This is a genomic window from Pseudomonas sp. R11-23-07 (genome assembly GCF_003852295.1).
Lineage (GTDB): Bacteria > Pseudomonadota > Gammaproteobacteria > Pseudomonadales > Pseudomonadaceae > Aquipseudomonas.
In genome coordinates this window covers 5,630,575-5,655,390 of sequence record NZ_CP027761.1, presented here as the reverse complement: position 1 = coordinate 5,655,390, position 24,816 = coordinate 5,630,575, and the positions used below count along the sequence as shown (strand labels likewise).

At 61.7% G+C, this 24,816-nt stretch carries 24 protein-coding genes; 15 read left to right on the top strand and 9 right to left on the bottom strand.

What is annotated here, in order from left to right; genetic code table 11:
• Positions 1-186 precede the first annotated feature (186 nt).
• The 8 genes from hflK (C4J84_RS26030) to cfaB all read left to right on the top strand — a co-directional run bounded on the left by hflK (C4J84_RS26030) (position 187) and on the right by cfaB (position 9,334).
• A complete protein-coding gene (hflK, locus tag C4J84_RS26030; protein WP_124436289.1) occupies positions 187-2,091 on the top strand; it encodes a protease modulator HflK in 1,905 nt (634 codons plus the stop codon).
• A gap of 9 nt (positions 2,092-2,100) precedes the next feature.
• Positions 2,101-3,093: a protease modulator HflC gene (hflC, locus tag C4J84_RS26025; RefSeq protein ID WP_164487808.1), complete on the top strand. Its 993-nt coding sequence runs from the start codon at positions 2,101-2,103 to the stop codon at positions 3,091-3,093.
• The gene (hflK, locus tag C4J84_RS26020; RefSeq protein ID WP_124405727.1) at positions 3,090-4,124 is read left to right on the top strand and encodes a protease modulator HflK; all 1,035 of its coding nucleotides are present in this window, start codon (positions 3,090-3,092) and stop codon (positions 4,122-4,124) included. The genes hflC and hflK (C4J84_RS26020) overlap by 4 nt, the downstream gene beginning before the upstream one ends.
• Positions 4,121-6,007, top strand: a complete 1,887-nt coding sequence (locus C4J84_RS26015) for a cation-translocating P-type ATPase (RefSeq protein WP_124436288.1) — start codon at positions 4,121-4,123, stop codon at positions 6,005-6,007. The genes hflK (C4J84_RS26020) and C4J84_RS26015 overlap by 4 nt, the downstream gene beginning before the upstream one ends.
• Positions 6,008-6,123: 116 nt before the next feature.
• The gene (locus C4J84_RS26010) at positions 6,124-6,375 is read left to right on the top strand and encodes a hypothetical protein (protein ID WP_124436287.1); all 252 of its coding nucleotides are present in this window, start codon (positions 6,124-6,126) and stop codon (positions 6,373-6,375) included.
• A gap of 63 nt (positions 6,376-6,438) precedes the next feature.
• Positions 6,439-7,284 (top strand): DUF692 domain-containing protein, encoded by an 846-nt coding sequence (locus tag C4J84_RS26005; RefSeq protein ID WP_124436286.1) that lies wholly within the window; start codon positions 6,439-6,441, stop codon positions 7,282-7,284.
• Positions 7,275-8,063, top strand: a complete 789-nt coding sequence (locus tag C4J84_RS26000; protein WP_124436285.1) for a DUF2063 domain-containing protein — start codon at positions 7,275-7,277, stop codon at positions 8,061-8,063. The genes C4J84_RS26005 and C4J84_RS26000 overlap by 10 nt, the downstream gene beginning before the upstream one ends.
• A gap of 86 nt (positions 8,064-8,149) precedes the next feature.
• A complete protein-coding gene (gene cfaB, locus C4J84_RS25995) occupies positions 8,150-9,334 on the top strand; it encodes a C17 cyclopropane fatty acid synthase CfaB (RefSeq protein ID WP_124365052.1) in 1,185 nt (394 codons plus the stop codon).
• 123 nt (positions 9,335-9,457) lie between these two features.
• Here cfaB and cls read toward each other — a convergent pair whose 3' ends face one another.
• Positions 9,458-10,897 carry a cardiolipin synthase gene (gene cls, locus C4J84_RS25990; RefSeq protein WP_124436284.1) on the bottom strand — a complete coding sequence of 480 codons (1,440 nt, stop codon included), beginning with the start codon at positions 10,895-10,897 and terminating at the stop codon, positions 9,458-9,460.
• 130 nt (positions 10,898-11,027) lie between these two features.
• Here cls and C4J84_RS25985 point away from each other — a divergent pair, with 130 nt between their 5' ends.
• Positions 11,028-11,549: a DUF3617 domain-containing protein gene (locus C4J84_RS25985; RefSeq protein ID WP_065933659.1), complete on the top strand. Its 522-nt coding sequence runs from the start codon at positions 11,028-11,030 to the stop codon at positions 11,547-11,549.
• A 24-nt stretch (positions 11,550-11,573) separates the two neighbouring features.
• Here the strand turns inward: C4J84_RS25985 and C4J84_RS25980 are convergent, their stop codons facing one another.
• Genes C4J84_RS25980 through folE2 form a run of 4 tightly spaced genes read right to left on the bottom strand, consistent with a single transcriptional unit; the run spans position 11,574 to position 14,885 of the window.
• Complete coding sequence (locus C4J84_RS25980) at positions 11,574-12,452, bottom strand: metal ABC transporter substrate-binding protein (protein ID WP_124436283.1); 879 nt, start codon at positions 12,450-12,452, stop codon at positions 11,574-11,576.
• A gap of 11 nt (positions 12,453-12,463) precedes the next feature.
• Positions 12,464-13,330 carry a metal ABC transporter permease gene (locus C4J84_RS25975; RefSeq protein ID WP_124365049.1) on the bottom strand — a complete coding sequence of 289 codons (867 nt, stop codon included), beginning with the start codon at positions 13,328-13,330 and terminating at the stop codon, positions 12,464-12,466.
• Complete coding sequence (locus C4J84_RS25970; protein WP_124372339.1) at positions 13,330-13,998, bottom strand: metal ABC transporter ATP-binding protein; 669 nt, start codon at positions 13,996-13,998, stop codon at positions 13,330-13,332. The genes C4J84_RS25975 and C4J84_RS25970 overlap by 1 nt, the downstream gene beginning before the upstream one ends.
• Complete coding sequence (folE2, locus tag C4J84_RS25965; RefSeq protein ID WP_124436282.1) at positions 13,995-14,885, bottom strand: GTP cyclohydrolase FolE2; 891 nt, start codon at positions 14,883-14,885, stop codon at positions 13,995-13,997. The genes C4J84_RS25970 and folE2 overlap by 4 nt, the downstream gene beginning before the upstream one ends.
• Before the next feature lie 128 nt (positions 14,886-15,013).
• Between folE2 and C4J84_RS25960 the strand changes: the two genes are divergently transcribed.
• On the top strand, positions 15,014-16,225 hold the full coding sequence (locus C4J84_RS25960; protein ID WP_124436281.1) for an N-acetylmuramoyl-L-alanine amidase: 1,212 nt from the start codon (positions 15,014-15,016) through the stop codon (positions 16,223-16,225).
• Here C4J84_RS25960 and C4J84_RS25955 read toward each other — a convergent pair.
• A complete protein-coding gene (locus C4J84_RS25955) occupies positions 16,222-16,611 on the bottom strand; it encodes a glutamine synthetase (protein WP_124372336.1) in 390 nt (129 codons plus the stop codon). The two genes, C4J84_RS25960 and C4J84_RS25955, sit on opposite strands and share 4 nt — an antisense overlap.
• A 62-nt stretch (positions 16,612-16,673) precedes the next feature.
• Here C4J84_RS25955 and zigA point away from each other — a divergent pair, with 62 nt between their 5' ends.
• Genes zigA through C4J84_RS25940 form a run of 3 tightly spaced genes read left to right on the top strand, consistent with a single transcriptional unit; the run spans position 16,674 to position 19,534 of the window.
• Positions 16,674-17,882, top strand: coding sequence for a zinc metallochaperone GTPase ZigA (gene zigA, locus C4J84_RS25950; RefSeq protein WP_124372335.1), 1,209 nt, complete (start codon positions 16,674-16,676; stop codon positions 17,880-17,882).
• On the top strand, positions 17,882-18,526 hold the full coding sequence (locus C4J84_RS25945; protein ID WP_124372334.1) for a DUF1826 domain-containing protein: 645 nt from the start codon (positions 17,882-17,884) through the stop codon (positions 18,524-18,526). Before zigA ends, C4J84_RS25945 begins: the two co-directional genes overlap by 1 nt.
• Positions 18,527-18,571: 45 nt before the next feature.
• Positions 18,572-19,534, top strand: coding sequence for a GTP-binding protein (locus tag C4J84_RS25940; protein ID WP_124372333.1), 963 nt, complete (start codon positions 18,572-18,574; stop codon positions 19,532-19,534).
• On the opposite strand, the gene C4J84_RS25935 is transcribed toward C4J84_RS25940, so the two are convergent.
• Complete coding sequence (locus tag C4J84_RS25935) at positions 19,528-19,923, bottom strand: DUF3301 domain-containing protein (RefSeq protein WP_124365041.1); 396 nt, start codon at positions 19,921-19,923, stop codon at positions 19,528-19,530. The genes C4J84_RS25940 and C4J84_RS25935 overlap by 7 nt on opposite strands.
• A 117-nt stretch (positions 19,924-20,040) precedes the next feature.
• Here C4J84_RS25935 and pdxY point away from each other — a divergent pair, with 117 nt between their 5' ends.
• Positions 20,041-20,913 (top strand): pyridoxal kinase PdxY, encoded by an 873-nt coding sequence (pdxY, locus tag C4J84_RS25930; RefSeq protein ID WP_124372332.1) that lies wholly within the window; start codon positions 20,041-20,043, stop codon positions 20,911-20,913.
• 123 nt (positions 20,914-21,036) lie between these two features.
• Here pdxY and C4J84_RS25925 read toward each other — a convergent pair whose 3' ends face one another.
• Together C4J84_RS25925 and C4J84_RS25920 are read right to left on the bottom strand one after the other, a co-directional pair.
• Positions 21,037-21,969 carry a transposase gene (locus C4J84_RS25925; RefSeq protein ID WP_124369104.1) on the bottom strand — a complete coding sequence of 311 codons (933 nt, stop codon included), beginning with the start codon at positions 21,967-21,969 and terminating at the stop codon, positions 21,037-21,039.
• Between the two features lie 317 nt (positions 21,970-22,286).
• Positions 22,287-22,772 (bottom strand): acyl-CoA thioesterase, encoded by a 486-nt coding sequence (locus tag C4J84_RS25920; protein WP_034110411.1) that lies wholly within the window; start codon positions 22,770-22,772, stop codon positions 22,287-22,289.
• A 278-nt stretch (positions 22,773-23,050) separates the two neighbouring features.
• Between C4J84_RS25920 and C4J84_RS25915 the strand changes: the two genes are divergently transcribed.
• Positions 23,051-24,814: a cation:proton antiporter gene (locus tag C4J84_RS25915; RefSeq protein WP_124372331.1), complete on the top strand. Its 1,764-nt coding sequence runs from the start codon at positions 23,051-23,053 to the stop codon at positions 24,812-24,814.
• Positions 24,815-24,816 lie beyond the last annotated feature (2 nt).

Sequence of the window (24,816 nt, the reverse complement as noted above, 5' to 3'; positions counted from 1 at the left end):
AGATCAAATGTGGGAGGGGGCTTGCCCCCGATGGCGGTGGGTCAGTTGATAAAGGTGCTGGCTGACCCACCGCTATCGGGAGCAAGCCCCCTCCCACAGGGGATCTGCGTTGTAGCCAAAAGCGAACAAAAATTTCACGCCGCGTGTTATATCGTAACGAATTATGTACGAGCGGGCGTTGAGTGGATGCAAGTGGATCTAGAAGCTGACGGCGCTTCGGTTGAAGGCCTGCCGCGTTTTCAGCAGGGGCTGTTCCATGCCCGTCGATTGCGCCAAGCCGGTATCAGCCTGACCGCCTTGGCCGTCACAGGTTGGGTGCTGGCGTTATTTGTGGCGCTGTTTGCACCGGTCTCGATCTGGCCGGTGGTGTTGATCAATTGCTCGTCGGCCTTGCTCGTCCTGGTAGCCGGCTTGCAGTCGGCATGGTGGGTCGCCGACTGGCGTGCCCAGGCGTTGGAAGAACCTGCGGTTGAAGCGGCGGTGGCCGATACGGGCCGCTACGGTCGTCTGGTGGAGCGCATTGGCAAGCAGATCGGCGCGCCGGTGTTGTGGCTGTGCGGTTGGTCGTTGCTGGCGCTGGTCAGCGTTCTCGAATTCTGGAACCTGGCGCTGCCCGCTGCCGCCGCCGGTCAATCCGCCAGCATCGGCGCGGCGCTGGGCTTGGCGCTGGCGTTCGGTTTGCTGGTGTTCGAGCGGCGCATGGCCCAGGAAACCGCCGCGCAATGGCCGGAAGCCGCGCAATTGGCGCAATTGAGCCGGGTGGCGATCACCTGCCTGGTAGTCAGTGCGCTGTGCCTGTTGTTTGCCAGCGCGCAATCGGTGTGGCCGCTGCGGCTGGCGACGCTGATCGGCCTGTTGCCCGCGCTGGTGGCGCTGGAGTTTGTGCTGCGCGGCGTGCTGTCACTGTTCAGCCCACGCCAGCCGCGTCTGGAACCGCGCCTGATGGCGCAGAGTGTGGTCGCCGGCCTGCTGCGCTGGCCGCCGCAGCCGCTGCAAGCTTTGCAGCATGAATTGCACAATCGTTTCGGCATCGACCTGCGCCAGATCTGGGCGTTTACCTACATGCGTCGTGCGTTCCTGCCGGTGCTGCTGGTGGTGCTGGCGGTAGGCTGGGCGCTGACCGGCGTGCATGAAGTCCCTCTTCAGGGCCGTGGGATTTATGAGCGTTTCGGCAAACCGGTCGACGTGTTCGGCCCGGGCCTGCACGTCGGGTTGCCCTGGCCCCTGGGCCGCGTGTTGAACGTGGAGAACGGCGTGGTGCACGAGCTGGCGACCAGCGTCAGCGAAAGCGCCGCGCCCGAGTTGGCCGCCGCCGAAGGCCCGGCGCCGCTGATCGCCAATCGCTTGTGGGACGCCAGCCATGTGAATGACAAGTCCCAGGTCATCGCCAGCAGCAGCGGCGACAAACAGAGCTTCCAGATCGTCAACATGGACGTGCGGTTCGTCTATCGCATCGGCCTGACGGACCAGGCCGCGCTGGCTGCCACCTACAACAGCGCCGATGTCCCGACCCTGATCCGCAGCACCGCCAGCCGCATCCTGGTGCACGACTTTGCCTCACGCACCCTCGATGAATTGCTCGGCGAACAACGCACCCGCCTCGCTGACGAGATCGGCCGCAGCGTACAAGCAGACCTGCAAAAGCTCGACAGCGGTGTGGAAATCCTCGCCACGGTCGTCGAAGCGATCCACCCACCGGCCGGCGCCGCCAACGCCTACCACGGCGTGCAAGCCGCGCAGATCGGCGCCCAGGCATTGATCGCTCGCGAGCGTGGCGCGGCCAGCGAGCAGACCAATCAGGCGTTGCTGCAGGCCAGCACCGCCCGCGACCAGGCCCAGGCCACCGCGCGCGAAGTGAATGCCGGTGCCCAGGCGGCCAACCTGCGCTTCGTTGCCGAACAAAAAGCCTACGCCGCAGCGGGCCGGGCTTTCGTGCTGGAACAGTACCTGGGCCAGCTCAGCCAGGGCCTGGCCCACGCCAAACTGCTTATTCTGGATCATCGCCTGGGCGCCGACAGTGCGCCGACGATCGATCTGCGATCTTTTACCTTGCCGGCCGATCCCTCGGTGCCGCGTAAAGCCGTTCAATAAGGAGTCTGTCTGTTGAGCGCTCATTCTCACGATCACGGTCATCACCATCATCACGGCCACCATCACCATCATGGCGATGAACAGGCAGACAGCCCTTTCCCCTGGCGGCGTATGGCCTGGGCGGTAATGCTTGTGCTGTTTGCCATCGCGGCAGCGAGCCTGGTGCAGGTGCGCTCCGGCGAGGCCACGGTGATTACCCGTTTCGGCAACCCGGTGCGGGTGCTGCTGGAACCGGGCCTGGGCTGGCGCTGGCCGGCGCCGTTTGAAGCGGCGATTCCGGTTGACCTGCGCCTGCGCACCACCTCCAGCGGGTTGCAGGATGTGGGCACCCGCGATGGCCTGCGGATCATCGTGCAGGCCTACGTGGCGTGGCAGGTGCAGGGCGATACCGACAATGTGCAGCGCTTCATGCGCGCGGTGCAGAACCAGCCGGATGAAGCGGCGCGGCAGATTCGTACCTTCGTCGGTTCGGCGCTGGAAACCACGGCGGCCAGTTTTGACCTGTCCAGCCTGATCAATACCGACGCCAACCAGGTGCGCATCGCCGATTTCGAAGCCCAACTGCGCCAGCAGATCGATCAGCAATTGCTGGCCACCTATGGCGTACGCGTGGCCCAGGTCGGTATCGAACGGCTGACATTGCCGTCGGTGACCCTCACCGCCACGGTCGACCGCATGCGCGCCGAACGTGAAACCATCGCCACCGAGCGCACTGCCGTGGGCAAGCGTGAGGCGGCGCAGATCCGCTCGGCGGCCGAACGTGATGCGCGCATCATGCAAGCCGACGCCACGGTGAAAGCCGCCGATATCGAAGCGCAATCGCGGGTCGAAGCGGCGCAGATTTATGGACGCGCCTACGCGGGTAATCCGCAGCTGTACAACCTGCTGCGCTCGTTGGATACCTTGGGCACCGTGGTGACGCCGGGCACCAAAATCATCCTGCGCACCGATGCCGCGCCGTTCCGCGCGCTGGTGGATGGGCCCAAGGATGTGCAGCCATGAGTGAGCGTGACAGCCCGGACAGCCCCTGGATCCAGGCCGGGCGCCTGACGTTCCTGGCGCTGTACGCGGTCACCGTGTTGGCGGCGCTGGCCTGGGCGTTTTCCAATGTGCGCCAGATCGACCCGCAGAACCGCGCCATGGTGCTGCACTTCGGCGCCCTCGACCGCATTCAGAACGCCGGGCTGCTGCTGGCCTGGCCGCAACCGTTCGAACAGGTGGTGCTGTTGCCGGCGGCAGACCGGGTGATCGAGCGTCGGGTGGAGAACCTGTTGCGTTCTGAGGCGGCCGTGCAGGCTGACCGCGTGGCCAGTTTCGCCACACCCCTGAGCGATACGCTGGCCGGTTCCGGCTATTTGCTGACCGGCGATGCCGGGATCGTGCAGCTGGATGTGCGGGTGTTCTACAAGGTCACCGAGCCCTACGCCTTTGTGTTGCAGGGCGAGCATGTGCTGCCGGCGTTGGACCGCCTGGTGACCCGCAGCGCAGTGGCCCTGACGGCGGCGCGGGACCTGGACACCATCCTGGTGGCGCGCCCCGAGCTGATCGGCGCCGACAACGGCGCCGCCGAGCGCCGCGAAAAACTGCGCGGCGACCTGGTGCAAGGCATCAATAAGCGCTTGGCGCAGTTGACTGCCAGCGGGTTGGGTCTGGGCATCGAAGTGACACGGGTCGATGTGCAATCGAGCCTGCCGGGCCCGGCGGTGAACGCGTTCAATGCGGTACTCACCGCCAGCCAGCAAGCCGACAAAGCGGTGGCCAACGCGCGTACCGATGCGGAAAAACTCACCCAGACCGCCAACCAGGAGGCTGACCGCCAGGTGCAGGTCGCCCATGCCCAAGCCAGTGAACGCCTGGCCAATGCCCAGGCGCAGACCGCTGCCGTCACCAGCCTGGCGCAAGTCCAAGATCCGGGCCTGTTGCTGCGCCTGTACCGCGAGCGCCTGCCGAAGATTCTGGGCCAGGCCGGCTCCGTCACCACGGTCGATCCTAAAGACGACTCCCGTTTGATCATTCAGGGAGCCGAACAATGAGCGCACCCATGCTGACCTCCGCCGAGCAGCGCCGCGCCGCCCGGCAATTGACCCTGGCCATGTTGGCCCTGGGTTTACTCGTATTGGGCCTGGTATGGCGCTGGCTGGCGGCGGACCAGGGCGGGGTCAGCCAACTGCTGCTCGGTGTGGCCTCGCTGCTGGTGGCCGTGCCGGTGATGCGTTCGGCCTGGTACAGCCTGCGCTATCCCAGCCTGCATGGCATCACTGACCAATTGATTGCGCTGGCGATGATCGGCGCCTGGGCCACCGGCGATCTGCTGACCGCAGCGCTGCTGCCGATCATCATGATTTTTGGGCATGTGCTCGAAGAGCGCAGCGTGATCGGTTCCCAGGAAGCGATCCACGCGCTGGGTAAACTCACGCGCAGCCATGCGCGCCGGGTGCAGGCTGACGGCAGCATTGTGGAAGTGGATAACGGCACGCTGAACACCGGCGATGTGGTCGAAGTGCGCGCCGGCGACCGCGTGCCGGCCGATGGCGTGGTGCTGTCGGGCCAGGCCAGCCTGGACACGGCGCCGATCACCGGTGAATCGGTACCGTTGGAAGCCAGCGTGGGCGTGCAGGTGTTTGGCGGGGCGATCAACCTGGACGGCCTGCTGCGCCTTGAAGTGACGCGCACGGGCAATGAGTCGACCCTGGGCAAGGTGATTGCGTTGATGCAGAACGCTGAACGTTCCAAGCCGCCGATCACCCGGTTGCTGGAGCGTTATGCCGGTAGCTACATGGTGTTGGTGCTGTTGTTGGCGGCGGTCACCTGGTTCGTCACCAACGACGCCCAGGCGATGCTGGCCGTGCTGGTGGCGGCGTGCCCGTGTGCGTTGGTGTTATCGGCGCCGGCTACCGCAATTGCCGGGATCGCGGTCGCTGCACGGCACGGCATTCTGATTCGCAGCTCGGCGTTTCTGGAAGAGCTGGCGGACCTCACTTCACTGGTTATCGACAAGACCGGTACCTTGACCTTCGGCACCTTGCGCCTGCAGTCCATCGAAACCGCGTCTGCCGATCGCCAGGCCTTGCTCAACCTGGCGGCCAGCCTCGGTGCGGCCAGCAGCCATCCGGTCAGCCGTGCATTGGCGGGGTTGGCGACACAGCAACAGCGCGTGGTGCTGACCGATATTCGCGAGCGCCAGGGACTCGGTGTCGTGGCGCACACTGAACAGGGCGAAGCGGCGCTGGGCCGTCCCGAACTGTTCGAGCAGTTGGCTATTGCCACGACCTCGGTGCCCAACCACGACGGCCCGATTGCCGGGCTGGCGCTGAACGGACAGTTCCTGGCCTGGCTGCTGCTGGCCGATAGCGTCAAACCCGAGGCGCGCCAGGCCCTGCAGGAACTGCGCGAGCTGGGCCTGGGTCGCCAGTTGCTGCTCACCGGCGACCGCCAGAGCGTGGCCGACAGCCTGGCCGTGAATGTGGGCATTGGTGAGGTCCAGGCCCAAGCGCTGCCGGAAGACAAACTCAACCGTGTGCTGGGGGAGATCGGCAGCGGTTTCCGGCCGATGGTGGTGGGGGATGGCATCAACGACTCCCTTGCCCTCAAAGCCGGTGTGGTCGGCGTGGCGATGGGCGCGGGCGGTGCCGATATCGCGCTGGCCTCGGCGGACGTGGTGTTGATCGGCAGCGACCTGCGCCGCCTGGGCACCTGCGTGCGCTTGAGCCGCCAGTGTCGGCACACCTTGCAAGTCAACGTGATCATCGGCCTGGGCTGGACGCTGGCCATCGTGGTATTCGCCGCCTTCGGCTGGCTGGGCGCCGCCGGGGCCATGATCGCAGCGGTGTTGCATAACCTCAGCACCTTGCTGGTACTGGGCAACGCCGGGCGGTTGCTGCGCTTTCAGGAGCCGCTGTTGAAGCTTGATGAATAATTTCAGAAAACTTCGTACCGGGCTGTAACGCTAAAAGGGCGCCTCACTCTAGTGGTGTGTCGAGACTGGGCAATCCGTTCAGACCGACACCACCACTGACCGATGAGGACTACACAATGAATATCAAACACGCCGTTTCCGGTGCTGCCCTGGCTATCGCTGCGGCCTCCATGTTTGCCGGCGTCGCCACCCAGGTACAGGCCGCCGACGCTCCGGTTCATTGCTACGGCGTCACCTCCTGCAAAGGCATGAACGATTGCAAAACCGCTGAAAACGCCTGCAAAGGCCAGGCGGTGTGCAAGGGCCACGGCTTCAAGGCCATGAGCAAGGCCGAGTGCGACAAGGCCGGTGGCAAAGTCGGCGAGTAACCGACACGCGAGTGCAACCGCAGCGGACCTTGCGCCGCTGCGGACACTTTCCAGGAGCGCATGATGACCCGTTCTCTCCCCTCCCTGGGTTACGGCCTGGGTTTGCGTCACGAATACTATGAACAGATCCTTGCCCAATCCCCGGCAGTGGATTGGTTCGAAGTGATCTCCGAGAATTATCTGGTGCAGGGCGGCAAGGCCTTGTATTACCTGGACGCCATAGCCGAACGCTATCCCTTGGTGATGCACGGCGTGTCGTTATCGATCGGCGGGCCCCATGCCATCGACACCGATTATCTCAAGCAGGTAAAGGCCCTGGCCGAGCGCATCCAGCCAGCCTGGATTTCCGATCACCTGTGCTGGAGCCGTGGCAGCGCGCACCAGTTGCATGACCTGCTGCCCCTGCCGTACACCGAAGAAAGCCTGTACCACGTGGCCAGTCGCGTGCGTCAGGTGCAAGACGTGTTGCAACGCCCGCTGGTGCTGGAAAACGTCTCCAGCTATGTGCGCTCCAAGGCCGATGAATTCACCGAGTGGCAATTTCTCAATGCCCTGGCGCACCTGACGGGATGCCAATTGCTGCTGGACGTGAACAATGTGTACGTCAGTTCGCGTAATCACGGGTTCGATGCCTGGACGTTCATTCGCAACCTGCCGCCTGAAAGCATTCGCCAGCTGCATCTGGCGGGGCATAGGGACTACGGCGACTACGTGGTCGATACCCACGATCAGCCGGTATGCGATCCGGTGTGGGCGCTCTATCAGCGCACGCTGGAGCATCTGGGGCCGGTCTCGACGTTGTTGGAGCGCGACGATCATTTCCCGCCGTTCGAAGTGCTGCTGGCTGAATTGAACAAGGCCCGGGAACTGGGTGCCACTGCGTTGGCCAGGCGGTCGCTATGCGCTTGATCGATTGGCAACGAGCGTTCGAGGCACATCTGTTGTCTGAAACCTGCACCGCCGACAGTGGCTTTGCCGCCACCTTGCTTGGCGGGCCGACGCTGGATGTGGACACGGGCCTGGCGATTTATCACAACGCCTACCTGTCCCGATTGCAGGACGTATTACGTCACGACTTTGCCGCCATCCGGTATTGGCTGGGCGATGATGAATTTGCCGCGCTGAGCCAAGCGTATATTCGTCGTTATCCCTCGGCCCATTACAGCCTGCGCTGGCTGGGTGAACGTTTTGCAGGGTTTATCCTTGAACACCTGACGGCCGAACAAAGTGCCCCGCTGGCCGAACTGGCGCGGCTGGAGTGGGCATTCACCCTGGCATTCGACGCGCCTGCGGGCGAGGCGCTGACCCTCGACCATATGGCGCAACTGGCGCCTGAAGACTGGCCGGCATTGCGCGTATCGCTGGTGCCTTCAGTGCAGCAGCTAACGTGCCGTTTCAACACGCTGAGCATCTGGCGGGCCAATAAGGATGAATCGGACTTTCCCGGCAGCCAGGCGCTGGACCCGGCGCAGGCCTGCCTGGTGTGGCGCCATCAGAACCTGTGTCGTTACCGCAGTCTCGAGCCCGGCGAAGCCCGCGCCCTGATGGGCATGACCGCCACCGGCTGGAACTTTTCAGAACTGTGCGTTGAGTTGGCAGTCACTTATGGAGAGGGTGCGCCACTGCAAGCGGCCACATGGTTGAAACAGTGGATCCAGGACGGGTTGCTCGAGCGTCGGGCTATATAGAAGGCAGTTATTTAATCGATAGCTTCCTACTTTATTTTGGATGGTCTACCCTCACAGCAGACGTCTGAAATAAGGGGGGACTACTCATGCTCGCGCAACTTCCACCGGCCTTACAGAATCTTCAGCTACCGCTGCGTCTTCGACTCTGGGACGGCCATGAATTCAACCTGGGCCCCGAGCCCAGTGTGACCATCGTGGTCAAGGACCCTACGGTCGTCTCACAACTGACCCACCCCACGCTCGACGCCCTGGGCGAAGCCTTCGTCGAGGGCAAACTGGAGCTGGAAGGCTCCATTGCCGAGGTAATCAGGGTATGTGACGAGTTGAGTCACGCCTTGATCGAAGACGACGACGGCCCTCGGCCGGTGCGCTCGATCCACGACAAGGCGACCGACGCGGCGGCCATTTCCTACCATTACGACCTGTCCAACGAGTTCTACCAGCTATGGCTGGACCAGGACATGGTGTATTCCTGCGGTTATTTTGAAACCGGCAGCGAGTCCATCGACCAGGCCCAACAAGACAAATTCCGCCATCTGTGCCGCAAATTGCGGCTGCAGCCGGGTGAGTATCTGCTCGATGTGGGATGTGGATGGGGCGGGCTGGCGCGGTTTGCGGCGCGGGAATTTGGGGTCAAGGTGTTTGGGATTACTTTGAGCAAGGAACAACTGGCCCTGGCCCAGGAGCGGGTGAAGGCCGAGGGCCTGGAGGACCAGGTCGACCTGCAGCTGCTCGACTACCGCGACCTGCCGCAGGATGGCCGTTTCGACAAAGTGGTGAGCGTGGGCATGTTCGAACATGTCGGCCACGCCAACCTGGCGCAATACTGTCAGATTCTGCACGGCGCCGTGCGTGAGGGCGGCCTGGTGATGAACCATGGCATTACCGCCAAACACACCGACGGTCGCCCCGTGGGCCGTGGCGCCGGGGACTTTATCGAGCGCTATGTGTTTCCCAACGGCGAGCTGCCGCACCTGGCGATGATGACGGCCGAAATCAGCGAAGTCGGGCTGGAAGTGGTCGACGTCGAAAGCCTGCGCCTGCACTACGCGCGCACCCTGGACCATTGGAGCGAGCGCCTGGAGGACAACCTCGAAGCAGCGGCGAAGATGGTGCCGGAGCACGCCTTGCGTATCTGGCGCCTGTACCTGGCGGGTTGCGCCTATGCCTTTGCGCGGGGTTGGATCAACCTGCATCAGATCCTGGCGGTGAAACCCCATGCCGATGGCAGCCATGAACTGCCGTGGACGCGGGAGGATATCTACCGCTGACGCGTTTTTTCAGAACACTGAAGAGCCAAATGTGGGAGGGGGCTTGCCCCCGATGACGGTTTATCAGCTACCCATTAGCTGGCTGACACGCCGCCATCGGGAGCAAGCCCCCTCCCACATTTGTTACAGAATCGGCGAGATCAAGCGCGCCACGCGCATGCCCAGCTGTTGCAGGCGCCGGGTTTCGCGGCTTTCCTCCTGGCTGACTTCATGGGCCAGGGCGAAGTCGTCCAGCAGCATCCGCTCCACCTCTTTGGCGAAGGCTTCGTCGACCGTCAGCAACATCACTTCGAAATTCAGCCGGAACGAACGGTTGTCCATGTTCGCACTGCCGATGGCGCTGATTTCGCTGTCCACCAGCACCACCTTCTGATGCAGAAAGCCCGGCGTATAGCGGAACACCCGCACGCCAGCGCGTACCGCTTCGATCGCGTAAAGGCTGGAGGCGGCGTAGACGATGCGGTGATCAGGGCGCGATGGCAGTAACAGGCGCACGTCGACACCGCGCAAGACCGCCAGGCGCAGGGCGGCGAATACGGCTTCGTCGGGGATGAAATACGGGCTGGTGATCCACACGCGTTCGGTCGCGGCGTGGATGGCCTCGACGAAAAACAGCGAGCAGGTTTCATACGCGTCGGCCGGGCCGCTGGCGAGCAATTGACAGAGCACGCCATTTTCGGGGTAAGCGTCCGGCAGAATCAGGGGTGGCAGTTGGCGTGCGGCCCAGAACCAGTCTTCGGCAAACGACTCTTGCAAGCACGCCACCACTGGGCCGGTGACCTGCACATGGGTATCGCGCCATGGCGACAGGGGCGGCTTTTTGCCGAGGTATTCATCGCCCACATTGTGCCCACCGACGAACCCGGTGATGCCGTCCACCACCACGATCTTGCGGTGGTTGCGAAAATTGACCTGGAAGCGGTTCAGCCAGCCGCTGCGGGTGGCGAAGGCTTTGACGTTAACCCCGACGTCGCGCAGCGACTGCACATAGCGATGGGGCAGGGCGTGGCTGCCGATGCGGTCGTAGAGCACGTAAATATTCACGCCTTCGGCCGCTTTTGCCGTGAGCAAGCTGTGCAGTTGGCGACCGAGTTCATCGTCATGAATGATGAAGAACTGGAACAGCACAGCGGTTTTCGCGCTGCGGATGGCCTCGAAAATTGCACTGAAGGTGGCGTCGCCGTTAATCAGCAACTGCACTTGGTTATTGGCCAGGCAGGGCATGCGGCCCAATTTGGGCATGGCGCGCAAAGAGGCGTAGGCGCTGGAATTGCGCGCGGCCAGCGCTTCCTCGACCCAGGGGCGCCAGTTCAATTCGGCGATGGCCGTGTGCATTTCCTGGTTGGCCTGGCGACGCGCCTGGATGTAGGCGTCGAAGGTGCTGCGGCCGAAAATCAGGTAGGGAATCAGTGTGAGGTAAGGCATGAACATCAGCGACAACGCCCAGGCAATCGAGCCTTGGGCGGTCCTGACGGTCAGTACCGCATGGATCGCGGCGAGGCTCCCGAAAAAATGCAGCGTGGCAATGAAGTAGGCGAGCAGGTGCGGGCCAAAAAAATCCATGAACGACATTACTCCGGGCAGTCCAATGCGTAACAGACCATGTTCCACAGTGAATGTCGCTATTTTATTTGCCGTGCAACACTGGCACCTTTGCAGCGTCTAACGCCCACAATTGCCCAGGAGTTACCCGATGAATGCTCGTCTGCTCTGTTTATCCATGGTTGTTGGTTTGTCGCTGCCGGTGGCAGCACAGGCACAGATGTTGGCGCCGGGCTTGTGGGAATTGACCACCAGCAATATGAAAGTCGATAACCAGGACCTGCCGGACCTGTCGCTGATCCTCGGTCAGCTCAAGCAACAGATGACCCCTGAACAGCGCGCCATGCTGGAAAAACAGGGCATCACCATGGCCGGTAAAGGCGTGCAGGTGTGCCTGACGCCGGCTCAGGTCGCGTCCGATTCCATCCCCCTGACGGACCCGCAATCAGGTTGCAAACAGCAAGTGACCGACAAGACCGGCAACCAATGGAAATTCCGCTTCAGTTGCCCGAAAGCCCAAGGCGTAGGCGTGGCGACTTTCCAGAGCCAGAAAGAATTCACCACCACCGTCAACGGCACCTTCAATGCCACCGGCATCCAGCAAAAGGGCAGCCTGGACACTCACGCGCAATGGCTGGGCAACGATTGCGGTACCGTCAAACCTCGCGCTTGACGCAGAACCATCAGGCATTGCGAATCATGGTGTGCCCAGAGCCGCGCACAAGGTATTGAGGTTGTATTCGAACAGCCCGATAAACGTGCTGGCCGGGCCTTCGGTGGCGAGGGCGTCGGAGTACAGCGTGCCGCCGATCTGCGCGCCGCTTTCGTCGGCAATTTGCTTGAGCAGGCGTGAGTCCTTGATGTTCTCCATGAACACGGCCTTGACCTTGTCCTGGCGAATCTGGGTGATCAGCGCGGCCACTTCGGCGGCTGACGGTTCGCGCTCGGTGGACAAACCTTGTGGCGCGAGGAACTGGATGCCATAGGCCTGGCCCAGGTAACCGAAGGCGTCATGGGAGGTCACGATACGGCGGTTACCCGACGGCAGTGCGCCGAACTTGGCCTTGGCTTCGGCCAACACGCGGTGGATTTCTTTCAGGTAGGCCTGGCTGTTGCGCAGGTAGTCCGCCTGGTTGGCCGGGTCAGCGGTCACCAGCGCCTTGGTGATGTTGTTGACGTAAATCTCGGCGTTGGCCAGGTTGTGCCAGGCGTGTGGGTCCGGGATGGTCTCGCCGTCCTCGTCCATGGTGTGGGAGATCACACCTTTGCTGGCGGTGACCACCGTGGCCTTGGTCTCGGTGCTGCGCACCAGTCGGTCCAACCAGGGCTCGAAGCCGAGGCCGTTCTTGATGATGAGTTTCGCCTTGAGCAACGCCTTGGCGTCGTCCGGCGTGGGTTCGTAGGTATGGGCGTCGGCGTCCGGGCCGACCATGTTGCTGATCTGGATATGATCGCCACCGATCTGTTGGGTGATGTCATCGAGAATACTGAAGCTGGTGACCACTTGGAGTTTATCGGCGGCCTGGGCCATCGAGAGGGGCAGCAGCAGACTGAACAGCACGAGTAGAGCGCGCATCGGAAAACACCTCATTGGGATGTAAGCAAGGGCGGGCGGCGCAGCAAGCCGTGCACCGGACCGAAAACCACGGACAACGCATACCCGGCGCCCGCCACCAGCACGATGGCCGGGCCGCTGGGCAGTGAGTAGTAGAACGACAGCAACAATCCCAGCCACACCGACAGGCATCCCAGCACCGCCGATACTGCGATCAGCACCGGCAGACGCCGGCTCCAGAAGCGCGAAGCGATGGCCGGCAACATCATCAAACCCACCACCATCAAGGCGCCGATGGCCTGGAAACCGATGACCAGGTTCAGCACCACCAGGGTCAGGAACAGCCCATGGGCCAGCGGGCCGAGGCGGCTGACGGTTTGCAGAAACAGCGGGTCGAGCGTATCGAGCAGCAGCGGTTTGTAGATCAGCGCCATGGCGATCAGGCTCAAGCCGCAGACCCAGAGCATGCCGGTGAGGGTGGTTTCATCCACGGCCAGGGCCGAGCCGAACAGCAGGTGCAAAAGGTCCAGGCGCTTGCCGGCGATGCCCAGGATCAGCACGCCGGCAGCGAGGGAGATGGGGTAGATGGCGGCAAGGCTGGCGTCTTCACGCAGGCCGGTGCGGCGGGTGATCCAGGCGGACAGCCCGGCCATGCTCAGGCCCGCACCGAGGCCACCGATAGTCAGTGCCGGCAGGCTCAACCCGGCGAACCAGAAGCCCAGGGCGGCACCGGGCAGGATGCCGTGGGCCACGGCGTCACCGATCAGGCTCATGCGCCGCAGGATCAGAAACACGCCCAGCGGCGCAGTGCTGCAGGCGAGTACCAGGCCGCCGATCAGCGCGCGGCGCATGAAGACGAAGTCGACAAAGGGCATCCACAAGTGAGCAGCAAAGTGCATCAGGCCACCTGCAATTGCGGTTGTGGGCGGATCAGCTCTTTGCTTGGGCCCAGCGCGCAGCCGGTGCTTTTGATGTGCAGCACGTGCGGGGTGTGGTGGCGCACCGAGGCCAGGTCATGGCAGACGACCATCAACGTGCGGCCCGCTTCGTGCCAGGCGTGAATGTGTTTCCAGCACAGCGCCTGGCCTTCTTCGTCGAGGGCCGCGTGAGGTTCGTCGAGCAGCAGGACCGGTGCGTCGGCCAGGCTCATGCGGGCGAGCAGGGCGCGTTGTAGCTGGCCGCCCGATAGGGCCATCAAGGGGCGTTGCTCCAGGCCGCTGAGGCACCAGTCTTCCAGCACGGTTTGCAGGCGCTCGCTGCGTTGCGGTGGTGTGAGCCGGGTGCCCCAGAATCCGGCGGCAACCAGTTCTTGCAGGCTGATGGGGAACTGGCGGTCCAGGTGTTGCTGCTGAGGCAGGAACGCCAAGCCGCCACGGCGTGGAACAGCCACGCTGACGGTCCCCGCCAGCGGCTTTTGCAGGCCGGCGATGACTTTGAGCAGGCTGCTTTTGCCACAGCCATTGGGGCCGATGACGCCAGTGAGACTGCCCTTTGCCAGGGTGAAATCCACGGCGGGGGTCAGCGGTTGGCCCGGGGCGCCCCAGCGCAAAGCGTTGCAGGTGATCATGGGGAGGGTCTCGTCCAGCGGCTTTCAGCCACGGCATCGTGCGCGTGCAGGCTTTCGGCGTGGATCACTTTGAGGTGGAAGGCTTTGACCGCATCCGAGCGTTTCAAGGCGAGGTTCAGGCGGCGGGCGGCGTCTTCGCAGAACATCAGGTTCTGCCCGTTGGCCAGCGCGAAGGCTTGTTCGTCGGCACGCTTCACTGCGGTTTGCACAGCGGTGCCGAGCGCGGCTTCGGCAGCGTTGATCAAATCGACTATGGCCAATTGGTCGCCTTGCAGGTGCACATGCAGCTGTGCGCTGCTGCGCTGGCTGTGGGGCGTGGCGACGATGCCATTGGTGCTGCCGAGCCAGGTCAACACGTCTGCATGCCGCAATGGCGTGTTGGCGAAATCTTCGAGAAATTGCTGCTGAATCAATTGCCTGGCAAGGGCAGCGGAGCACGGGCAGGTTGAGGAATAAGCAACGTCAATTTTTAGTTCCACGTGGAACATCTGGTTTTCCAGACGTGCCTCGATGCTTACCGGGTAGCGCTTCCAACCGTCCAGTGGGCTGACCAGGGCGGGGCGTTTCAACAGTAAATGGGTGTGGATCCGCAGGTAGGCGTTGTTAGATAAATCTTCATGTGTGTCGAGAAAGCGCTGCAGTACATTACGCAGAAGTGCAGGCGTAAGCGGTTGCTGGTCGAACGCCTGCAGCGCCAGGTACAGGCGTGACATATGAATGCCACGCGCCAAGCCATCGTCCAGGCTCACCCCTGCATCGGCGGTGGCAGGTAGACGTTGGCCCTCGAGCAGAACCGGCAAGGCGATGCCGCTCATGCCGACCCAGTCGAGTGGCAAGGCTTGGCGTGAAGCCTGCGCAGCGATATCCGGCAGAGTCAGCGCATTCATAAGCAGGTCCATCGTTGGAAATAATTCGACATGTTATAGTATAACAATCGCTTCGACGATGAAATTTCTGCCCCAGCCTTTCTTCAGTCACGTCGAGCAGGGACGCTCCTTTATTTGCGGTATTGGTCATGCACAGACGTCAGCTCCTCAACCTGCTGCTGGTCAGCCCCTTATTCGCCTTGCCGCTGGGGGCCTGCGCCACGCAAATCCGCAATGCGCGTCTGTGGCGTTCGGAGGATAAGCTGCGGCTGGTGTTCGACCTCAGCGGCCCGGTGCAATACAAGACGTTTTTCCTGGCCGCGCCGGATCGCGTGATCATTGACCTGAGCGGCGCCGGGCTCAGTGGTGACTTTTCCCAGTTGATGCTGAAGAACAGCGGAATTACTTCGATTCGCTCCGGGCATTTCGGCAAGGACGACACCCGCATCGTGCTGGACCTGGCCGCACCGATGCAGCTCAACAGTTTCCTGTTGCCGCCTCAGGAGGGTCAGGGCCATCGCCTGGTGCTCGACCTGACGCGCGCTACCTCGGCGCCTCGTCAAATCGCGGCCGCGCCTGCGCCATTGATCGCGCCGGTGGATAAAGCTCATCCCCGGCGCGACATCATTGTGGTGGTCGACCCTGGCCATGGCGGCAAAGACCCCGGCGCCATCGGCTCCAAAGGCCAGCGGGAAAAAGACGTGGTGTTGTCGATTGCCCAGTTGCTGGCTAAACGCTTGAAACGCGAAAAGGGTTTCGATGTGAAGCTGGTGCGCAACGACGACTTCTTCGTGTCTTTACGCAAGCGTGTGGACATAGCCCGCCAGCACAAAGCCGATATGTTCATCTCGGTGCATGCCGACGCGGCACCCAGGCTCACCGCATCGGGGGCCTCGGTGTATGCGTTGTCCGAGGGCGGTGCTACCTCGGCAACTGCACGTTTCATGGCGCAGCGCGAAAACGGCGCGGACCTGCTGGGCGCCACGACGTTACTCAACCTGAAGGACAAGGACCCAATGCTCGCGGGCGTGATTCTCGACATGTCGATGAACGCCACCATCGCCTCCAGCCTGCAGCTGGGCAGCGCGGTGTTGGGCAGCCTGCAAAACATCACCAGCCTGCATCAGAAACGCGTGGAGCAGGCCGGGTTCGCGGTGCTCAAATCACCGGACGTGCCGTCGATCCTGGTCGAGACCGGGTTTATCTCCAACACCCAGGACGCCCAGCGGCTGGTGACTGCGCGCCATCAGCAGGCGGTGGCAGACGGTCTGTTCGACGGGCTGAAGAAATACTTCGAAAAGAACCCGCCGATGAACAGCTATATGGCATGGGTGCAGGAACAGAAGAAGGGCCAGGTCTAACAGCCGGTCATTCGGCTGCAGGTGAACCTGGCGCTGGCGCCGCCCGAACTGGAGAACCGGTTAAGGGTGGTCCAGCCCACGCGCCGCGTGTAGCCAACCCACGCCTCACCGTCCGATGCCAATCCGGTAAAGAACGTCAGCTGCCCATAGCGGCTATTGGTTTGTGCCCAGTAGCGTTTGCCGATCACTTCGAACCCGCGCAGATACGTGGTGCTGCCAACGGTCGCCACACTGTAGGCATTGCCCAGCGGGTCGACACAGGCCAGCAGGTTGGCGCTGCGCGTGCAGTGAGCCACCGGGTTTGGGGGTTGGGCACAGGCAGGTCCTGCCACTGCTGATAACAGGGCGCAAATCGCGAAGAGTAAGGAGGGTTGGCTTATTTGCATTGTTATACTATAACATAAAAACAAAGCCTGGCTCGACCGGGCAGCCTGATGAGAGCGATCCGATGCCCAACCGTCTACCCGTCACCGTGTTGTCCGGCTTTCTCGGCGCCGGCAAAAGCACCCTGCTCAACTATGTACTGCGCAACCGCGAAAACCTGCGGGTGGCGGTGATCGTCAACGACATGAGCGAAATCAACATCGACGGCAGTGAGGTGCAGCGCGACGTTACGCTCAATCGCGCCGAAGAAAAACTGGTGGAGATGAGCAACGGCTGCATCTGCTGCACCCTGCGCGAGGACTTGCTCGAAGAAGTCGGCAAGCTCGCCAGGGAAGGTCGGTTCGATTACTTGCTGATCGAATCCACCGGCATCTCCGAACCCATGCCTGTGGCCGAAACCTTCACGTTTCGCGATGAAAACCAGCAGAGCCTGGCGGATGTCGCACGCCTGGACACCATGGTCACGGTGGTCGACGGGGTGAATTTCCTGCTCGACTACCAGGCCGCAGAAAGTCTGGCCTCACGTGGGGAAACCTTGGGCGAGGAGGACGAGCGCTCGATCACCGACCTGCTGATCGAACAGATCGAATTCGCCGACGTGATACTGGTCAGCAAGATCGACCTGATCAGCAGCCGCGAGCGCGAAGAACTGATGGCCATTCTTGAGCGCCTCAATGCCCAGGCGCAGATCATTGCGATGGTCATGGGGCAAGTGCCGTTGAACAAGATCCTCAACACCGGCCGCTTTGATTTCGAACGGGCTGCCCTGGCACCGGGCTGGTTACAGGAATTGCGCGGTGAACACGTGCCGGAAACCGACGAGTACGGCATTGCGTCCACCGCTTACCGTGCGCGCCGCCCGTTTCATCCACAGCGGTTTTTCGACTTTATCGACCGGCCTTGGGAGAACGGCAAACTGTTGCGTTCCAAAGGCTTCTTCTGGCTGGCCAGCAAACACCAGGACGCCGGCAGTTGGTCCCAGGCCGGTGGTTTGATGCGCCATGGCTTTGCCGGGCGCTGGTGGCGTTTTGTGCCGAAAAGCCAGTGGCCGCAAGACGCAGAAAGTGTCGCGGCGATCATGGACAACTGGCAACCGGGCACTGGTGATTGCCGTCAGGAGCTGGTGTTTATCGGCCAGCACATCGACTTTGCGCAGATGCGCGCCGAGCTGGACCAATGCTTGCTCACGGATGAAGAAATGGCCCTGGGCGTCGAAGCTTGGCGCCAGTTGGCCGATCCCTTTGGCCCTTGGTATGAAGAGGCCGCCGCCTGATGTTGGCCCCGCTTACTCCCCTGCGCCCGGTGGTTCGCCAAACCCGCGGGCAAACCCCGCTGGCGCTGTCTGACATCCTGGAAGACGGCGTGAACCTGGCGCTGTGGCAGCGCCAATTACCCTTGCACATCGCCGAATTCGCCGCCTTGGTCGTGGCGCTCGATGAGCCGCTGGCCGAGGCATTGGTTATCGAGTTGGACCGCGAAGACAGCGCGCCGAACCTGCAGGGGCTGGCGCCCCATTGCCGCGATCTTGAAGGCTATGATGGTTTTATCGCCGATGTGTCCTGGCTGGTCAGTGCATTCGCCTGCCTGCTGGGCGCCAGGCGCATCGGCGTGCGTCTGCGCCTGCTGGACAGGGCCATGTGCCCGCGTTTTCACGTCGACCATGTGCCTGTGCGGCTGATCACCACCTACGCTGGCGTCGGCAGCCAATGGCTGCGCGAAGGCGTCATGGACCGCCGGCGATTAAGCCAGCCCGACGCAGAGCCCACCGAGCGCATCGAGCAAATCCTCTGTGGCGAGGTGGCTCTGCTCAAGGGCACCAAATGGCATGGCAACGAAGACCATGGCCTCATTCACCGCTCACCTGCACTGAAAGCCAATGAGCGTCGCTTGATCCTCACGCTGGATTGGCTTGCATAAACGCGTAGGATCAAACGCTCTACACGGTCTGAATGATGCCAACCCATGCTGCAGAACATTCCCACCCATGTGATTGCCGGGCCCTTGGGTGCCGGCAAGACGAGCCTGATCAAACACCTGCTTGCCCAACGCCCGGCCAACGAGCGCTGGGCGGTGCTGATCAACGAGTTCGGGCAGATCGGCCTGGACGCGGCCTTGCTCACTCAAGCTGACGATGGCATTGCCTTGGGCGAAGTGGCGGGTGGCTGCCTGTGTTGTGTGAATGGCGCGCCGTTCCAGGTAGGCCTGGGGCGGTTATTGCGTAAGGCCAAGCCGGATCGGTTGTTTATCGAGCCGTCGGGCCTGGGCCATCCGGCGCAGTTGCTCAAACAGTTAGGCGAAGCGCCATGGCAAGGCGTGCTGGCGGTTCAGCCCTGGGTGCTGGTGCTGGACGCCCAGGCCCTGGCAGCGGGCAAACCCTTGCCGCAAGCGCAGCAGGAGGCGCTGGCCGGTGCCGGCTTGCTGGTGTTGAACAAGGATGAGGCGCTGGACGCTGAGCAACGCCAGGCTATTGAGCAGCGGTTACCTGGCAACGCGCTCTATTGGACGCGCCAGGCTCAGTTGCCTCTGGAACAATTGCCTGGCTTGAAAGCCAAGGCTGGCGAGGTTGTGGATAACTTCGCGGTGCCCCAAGGCTTGGCGCAAATGCCGGCGATCTGGAGTGACCCCACGTTGCCAATCTGCTTGAGCCAAGCCGAGGAAGGTGGCTGGAGCATTGGCTGGCGCTGGCATCCGAGCCAGGGATTTGACCTGGAACGAGTGAGCCAATGGCTGACGGGTCTGCAATGGCGTCGCGCCAAACTGGTTATACACAGCCGTGACGCGTGGATGTCCGCCAACGCTGTGGATAACAGTTCACTCGCCTGGCAACCCAGCGAATGGCGCCGCGATTCACGTATCGAATTGATCTTCAACGCACCACAGAACGTGGCGGCATTGCAGGCCGCTCTGGCTGCCTGCCGTTACTGACGGTTCTTGGTTGCGTGGTCCTGGCGCCACTGGCTCAGCTCGATGACGTTGGCGCTGGGCAGCGGCTCCTTGGCTTCGAACGGGTAGGGCGCCAATTCAATCTGCGCGCTGTGGGCGCCAAATTGGGTAATGGTGCCGCTGTGGCGAGCCTCGCCTGTCACGGTGAACTCGAAATTGTAGACCCGTGCCAACCGGCGCCGACCCTTGGCATCCTTCACGAAACCGATGCGTTTGAGTGCCACCGCGCCGTCGAGCAGTTCGATATCGAGCTTGGCGCAGTGCTGCTTGACCCGCTCCAACGCGCGCTCGCGCAGGCCATGGTTGTGCCAGACCCAAGCGGCGCCGGTCGCCAGCAGCATCAACACGAACATGTTTCCCAGGGTCAGCATTCCATGAACTCCAGCAAAGTGAGCGCAGCTTAACTGTGTCGCCGGTCTGTCGTACAGGCTGCGTTTAGTCGCATACTGCGCGGCCAGAATTTCAACGGCTTTATGGACATCTCCTGCATGAAACGCACACCCCATCTGCTTGCGATCCAGTCTCATGTGGTTTTCGGCCACGCCGGAAACAGCGCCGCCGTGTTCCCCATGCAGCGGGTCGGGGTGAACGTATGGCCGCTCAACACGGTGCAGTTCTCCAACCACACACAGTATGGCCACTGGACGGGCGAAGTGCTGGCGCCGCAGCAGATTCCGGCACTGGTGGAAGGTATCGCAGCGATCGGCGAGCTGGGTAACTGCGATGCAGTGCTGTCCGGCTACCTCGGCAGTGCGGATCAGGGGCGTGCGATTCTTACCGGCGTGGCGCGCATCAAGGCGCTCAACCCCAAGGCAATGTACCTGTGCGACCCGGTGATGGGCCACCCTGAAAAAGGCTGCATCGTGCCGCAGGAAGTCAGTGATTTCCTGCTGAACGAGGCGGCGGCCATGGCGGATTTCCTATGCCCCAACCAACTGGAGCTGGACAGCTTTGCCGGGCGCAAACCGCAATCGCTGTTCGATTGCCTGGCGATGGCCAAAGCCCTGCTGGCGCGCGGGCCGAAGGCGGTGCTGGTCAAGCATCTGGATTACCCCGGCAAGCTGCCGGACGGCTTCGAGATGCTGCTGGTGACGGCTGATGGCAGTTGGCACTTGCGTCGGCCACTGCTGGCATTCCCGCGCCAGCCGGTGGGTGTGGGCGACCTGACGTCAGGGTTGTTCCTGGCGCGGGTGCTGCTGGGCGATAGCCTGTTGGCGGCCTTCGAATTCACCGCCGCGGCGGTGCACGAGGTGCTGCTGGAGACCCAGGCCTGCGCCAGTTATGAACTGGAACTGGTGCGGGCGCAGGATCGCATTGCCCATCCGCGCGTACGGTTTGAGGCCACGCCGATCAGCCTGTAAGCACACAGAACCAATGTGGGAGCAACTGTCTTAATGGATTCAATTCAGAAGTCATTTCTCATAGGCAGCAAAGCTCCCACAGCCTTAGGCCGTGCGATGTTGAACGAAGTAGCTGCTACCGCGCTAAGCGGTGCGCTCTATCCATTCAGTACGGTCGCGCAGCATCGCGTTCAGGCGTACCAACAAAACGCGCATACAGGCGATCAACGCGACTTTGGCGCATTTCCCTTTATCACGTAGCGCCTTATATCGAGTCCCGAATTCTGGCTGGTCCCGGATGACCACCCAACAGGCCATGTAAAGTGAGCGACGAGCTGAAAACCTTCCGCCACTGATATGACGTGCACCTTTATGCCTTCCGCTGTCGTTGTTGTACGGAGCGAGTCCCGCTAATGCTGCGATAGGGCGTCCGCCAATTTCTCCCAGCTCGGGCAGGTAAGCCATAAGACTGGTGGCAGTAACCAACCCGATGCCTTTGACTGAACACAGTCGAGCCACCTTTTCGCTATCTAGCTCGTTCGCACTTTGACGAATTAGTTGATCTATCGCCTCCACTGCCGTGTTCAAATAGTCGATATGGCTCTGCAATGCAGGCTTTACCGCATCGCAGGAAGCAGTTTTCAGGCGTCGTCTGTCGTCATCTCTTTGCTGAACAAAATGTTCCCGCTGCTGGACCAACGCGCGCAGCTTGTCGTGTTCCGGGCTTGTGATTCGGGCACTTGGCGAGTCTAGAATGGCTGCATAGTGCGCCAGAGACTTTGCGTCTATCGGGTCGGTTTTGGCTTTTTGACCCATCGCTCTGGAAAACTCTTTGGCGCGACGGGGGTTAACGCACATAACCTCAAGGCCGGCAGCCTGGGCCGCTTTGACGACTTTGCGCTCGTAGCCGCCCGTGGCTTCCACCAACACGCGATTAACCTGGTAAAGCATTAGCCAACCGATCAACGCCGGTAACTCTCTTTCAGTGTTGGAACAGCTTACCCCAGCTTCAAGTGAATGAATCCGAACCTCAAGACTGTCTTTGGAAACATCAATGCCTGCGGAACAGGAAAACATGGCCAAATCCTCTTACACTTAGAGTGAGAGCGCTCTGGCTTGGCCCACGCTTGTAACTGTTCGAGGTGGGCTCGTTCAACTGTTCGGGCTCATGTCCAGAGCGGAGAGGTGAGTAGCAGCGTGGGCTCCCACACGTGCTTTAAGCACTCGGGGCATTCAGCTTGCTACTCACCGCTCTCACCCTCAGTCTAATCCTGACTCAAGACACAAGGGGGCTTGCTCCCGATGGCAGTGTGTCAGCTACCAATAGACTGGCTGACACACCGCTATCGGGAGCAAGCCCCCTCCCACATTTGATTCGGTTCGCAGCTTGGAATTTAAGGCGCGTCGGCCTTGATTTCCTGATAGCGCTTTTCCAATTCCTGGCGAATCTGCCGACGCTGCTGGGCCTGCACGAAGCGGCGCTTGTCTTCGCTGTTGTGCGGCTGCAAGGGCGGCACGGCGGCCGGTTTGCGCTGGTCGTCCACCGCTACCATGGTGAAAAAGCAACTGTTGGTATGACGCACCGAGCGTTCACGAATGTTTTCGGTCACCACCTTGATGCCCACTTCCATCGAGGTGTTGCCGGTGTAGTTGACCGACGCGAGAAAGGTCACCAGCTCGCCGACATGGATCGGCTCGCGGAAAATCACCTGATCCACCGACAGCGTGACCACGTAACGGCCGGCATAACGGCTGGCGCACGCGTACGCCACTTCGTCGAGGTACTTGAGCAGGGTGCCACCGTGGACATTGCCTGAGAAATTGGCCATGTCTGGGGTCATCAATACCGTCATCGACAGCTGGGCGTTTCCGGGTTCCATAGCACACTCACGGGTTGTAGGCATTGGTTGGGTAGGGCACCTCTGCGGGTGCTGGGGTCTTTGCAGCGCCATCCCTAACGGGACGCCAGTGGACGGCTTGCCGTCACGCGCGGGTCGATCTGTTTCCATATATTGCACCGGCTTTCCGGCGGAAGTCGCGGTGTTAACCTTCAAAAGCCCATCTCCGGGCATTTCTTACGATCACGGCAGACTTTTCTTTCAGCGGTAGCACACGCGGAAAGTGAGAAAGCGCCAGCCATTTCAAGGAGCCCTTCGCCATGCACGCCATCAGTTTTATCCAGGATTTGGCCGTGATCATGTTGGTGGCAGGGGTTGTCACCATTCTGTTTCATCGCCTCAAGCAGCCGGTGGTGCTGGGTTACATCGTTGCCGGCTTCATCATTGGCCCCTACACGCCGCCGTTCGGCCTGATTCACGATGAAGATACGATCAAGACCCTGGCAGAACTGGGGGTGATCTTCCTGATGTTCTGCCTGGGCCTGGAGTTCAGCCTGCGCAAGCTGTTCAAGGTAGGCGCCACGGCGTTTATCGCGGCGTTCCTGGAAATCATCCTGATGATCTGGATCGGCTACGAAATCGGCCAATGGTTCGACTGGAACACCATGGACTCGTTGTTTCTCGGCGCGATCCTGGCGATTTCCTCGACCACCATCATCGTCAAGGCGCTCAATGACCTGAAGATGAAGAATCAGCGGTTCGCCCAGCTGATATTCGGCGTGCTGATCGTCGAGGACATCCTGGGCATCGGCATCATTGCTTTGCTGTCGAGCATCGCCGTCAGTGGCACGGTCAGCTCCGGCGAGGTGTTTTCCACCGTGGGCAAGCTGTCGTTGTTCATGATTGTTGCGCTGGTGATTGGCATTCTGCTGGTGCCCCGCCTGCTGGCTTACGTCGCCAAATTCGAAAGCAACGAGATGCTGCTGATCACCGTGTTGGGCCTGTGTTTCGGCTTCTGCCTGCTGGTGGTCAAGCTCGAATACAGCATGGTGCTGGGGGCCTTCCTGATCGGTGCGATTATGGCCGAGTCACGCCAACTGATTAAAATCGAGCGCCTGATCGAGCCGGTGCGCGACATGTTCAGTGCGATTTTCTTCGTGGCCATTGGGTTGATGATCGACCCGCAGATCTTGCTGCAGTACGCCTGGCCGATTGCGGTGATCACTGTGGCGGTGGTGTTGGGCAAGATGCTGTCGTGCGGGCTGGGCGCGTTTATCGCTGGCAACGATGGTCGCACCTCGCTGCGGGTGGGCATGGGGCTGTCACAGATCGGCGAGTTCTCTTTCATCATCGCGGCGCTGGGGATGACCCTGCAAGTGACCAGCGACTTTCTCTACCCGGTGGCGGTGGCGGTTTCGGCGATCACCACCTTGCTCACGCCTTACCTGATCCGCGGTGCCGACCCGCTGTCGTTGAAAATTGCCGCCGTGATGCCCCAGCGCATGAGCCGGGTATTCGGGATGTATGGCGAATGGCTGCGCAGTATTCAGCCTCAAGGCGAAGGCGCCATGCTGGCGTCGATGATTCGTAAGATCGTGCTGCAAGTAGGGGTGAACCTGGCGCTGGTGATCGCGATCTTCTTCGCCGGAAGCTTTTTTGCGGCGCGCATCGGTGGGTATCTGGAAGGCTGGATCAGCGATCAAAGCTGGCAGAAGGCATTGATCTGGGGCGGGGCGTTGTTCTTGTCGCTGCCGTTCCTGATTGCGGCGTATCGCAAGCTCAAGGCGTTGTCGATGTTGCTGGCCGAGATGAGCGTGAAGCCGGAAATGGCGGGCCGGCATACCCAGCGGGTGCGGCGGGTGATTGCAGAGTTGATCCCCATCCTGTCACTGCTGGTGATCTTCCTGCTGTTGGCAGCCTTGTCGGCCAGTATTCTGCCGACCAACAAGTTGCTGGTGCTGATCGCGGTAGTCACGGCGGCGGTGGCGGCGGTGCTCTGGCGCTGGTTCATCCGCGTGCATACGCGGATGCAGGTGGCCTTGCTGGAGACGCTGGATAACCACAAGGATACGCCGGAGCACTAGCG

What these genes read in the sequence shown, in the direction of transcription:
- C4J84_RS25970 (WP_124372339.1), bottom strand. Translation starts at nt 13,998, where the DNA reads ATGATCACCTGCAACGCTTTGCGCTGGGGCGCCCCGGGCCAACCGCTG.
- cls (WP_124436284.1), bottom strand. Translation starts at nt 10,897, where the DNA reads ATGGATTTTTTTGGCCCGCACCTGCTCGCCTACTTCATTGCCACGCTG.
- C4J84_RS25940 (WP_124372333.1), top strand. Translation starts at nt 18,572, where the DNA reads ATGCTGCAGAACATTCCCACCCATGTGATTGCCGGGCCCTTGGGTGCC.
- cfaB (WP_124365052.1), top strand. Translation starts at nt 8,150, where the DNA reads ATGCTCGCGCAACTTCCACCGGCCTTACAGAATCTTCAGCTACCGCTG.
- folE2 (WP_124436282.1), bottom strand. Translation starts at nt 14,885, where the DNA reads ATGAATGCGCTGACTCTGCCGGATATCGCTGCGCAGGCTTCACGCCAA.
- C4J84_RS25985 (WP_065933659.1), top strand. Translation starts at nt 11,028, where the DNA reads ATGAATGCTCGTCTGCTCTGTTTATCCATGGTTGTTGGTTTGTCGCTG.
- C4J84_RS25955 (WP_124372336.1), bottom strand. Translation starts at nt 16,611, where the DNA reads ATGCAAATAAGCCAACCCTCCTTACTCTTCGCGATTTGCGCCCTGTTA.
- zigA (WP_124372335.1), top strand. Translation starts at nt 16,674, where the DNA reads ATGCCCAACCGTCTACCCGTCACCGTGTTGTCCGGCTTTCTCGGCGCC.
- C4J84_RS26010 (WP_124436287.1), top strand. Translation starts at nt 6,124, where the DNA reads ATGAATATCAAACACGCCGTTTCCGGTGCTGCCCTGGCTATCGCTGCG.
- hflK (WP_124436289.1), top strand. Translation starts at nt 187, where the DNA reads ATGCAAGTGGATCTAGAAGCTGACGGCGCTTCGGTTGAAGGCCTGCCG.
- C4J84_RS25980 (WP_124436283.1), bottom strand. Translation starts at nt 12,452, where the DNA reads ATGCGCGCTCTACTCGTGCTGTTCAGTCTGCTGCTGCCCCTCTCGATG.
- C4J84_RS25925 (WP_124369104.1), bottom strand. Translation starts at nt 21,969, where the DNA reads ATGTTTTCCTGTTCCGCAGGCATTGATGTTTCCAAAGACAGTCTTGAG.
- C4J84_RS25945 (WP_124372334.1), top strand. Translation starts at nt 17,882, where the DNA reads ATGTTGGCCCCGCTTACTCCCCTGCGCCCGGTGGTTCGCCAAACCCGC.
- hflK (WP_124405727.1), top strand. Translation starts at nt 3,090, where the DNA reads ATGAGTGAGCGTGACAGCCCGGACAGCCCCTGGATCCAGGCCGGGCGC.
- C4J84_RS26005 (WP_124436286.1), top strand. Translation starts at nt 6,439, where the DNA reads ATGACCCGTTCTCTCCCCTCCCTGGGTTACGGCCTGGGTTTGCGTCAC.
- C4J84_RS25920 (WP_034110411.1), bottom strand. Translation starts at nt 22,772, where the DNA reads ATGGAACCCGGAAACGCCCAGCTGTCGATGACGGTATTGATGACCCCA.
- C4J84_RS25975 (WP_124365049.1), bottom strand. Translation starts at nt 13,330, where the DNA reads ATGCACTTTGCTGCTCACTTGTGGATGCCCTTTGTCGACTTCGTCTTC.
- C4J84_RS26015 (WP_124436288.1), top strand. Translation starts at nt 4,121, where the DNA reads ATGAGCGCACCCATGCTGACCTCCGCCGAGCAGCGCCGCGCCGCCCGG.
- C4J84_RS25960 (WP_124436281.1), top strand. Translation starts at nt 15,014, where the DNA reads ATGCACAGACGTCAGCTCCTCAACCTGCTGCTGGTCAGCCCCTTATTC.
- pdxY (WP_124372332.1), top strand. Translation starts at nt 20,041, where the DNA reads ATGAAACGCACACCCCATCTGCTTGCGATCCAGTCTCATGTGGTTTTC.
- C4J84_RS25935 (WP_124365041.1), bottom strand. Translation starts at nt 19,923, where the DNA reads ATGCTGACCCTGGGAAACATGTTCGTGTTGATGCTGCTGGCGACCGGC.
- C4J84_RS25915 (WP_124372331.1), top strand. Translation starts at nt 23,051, where the DNA reads ATGCACGCCATCAGTTTTATCCAGGATTTGGCCGTGATCATGTTGGTG.
- C4J84_RS26000 (WP_124436285.1), top strand. Translation starts at nt 7,275, where the DNA reads ATGCGCTTGATCGATTGGCAACGAGCGTTCGAGGCACATCTGTTGTCT.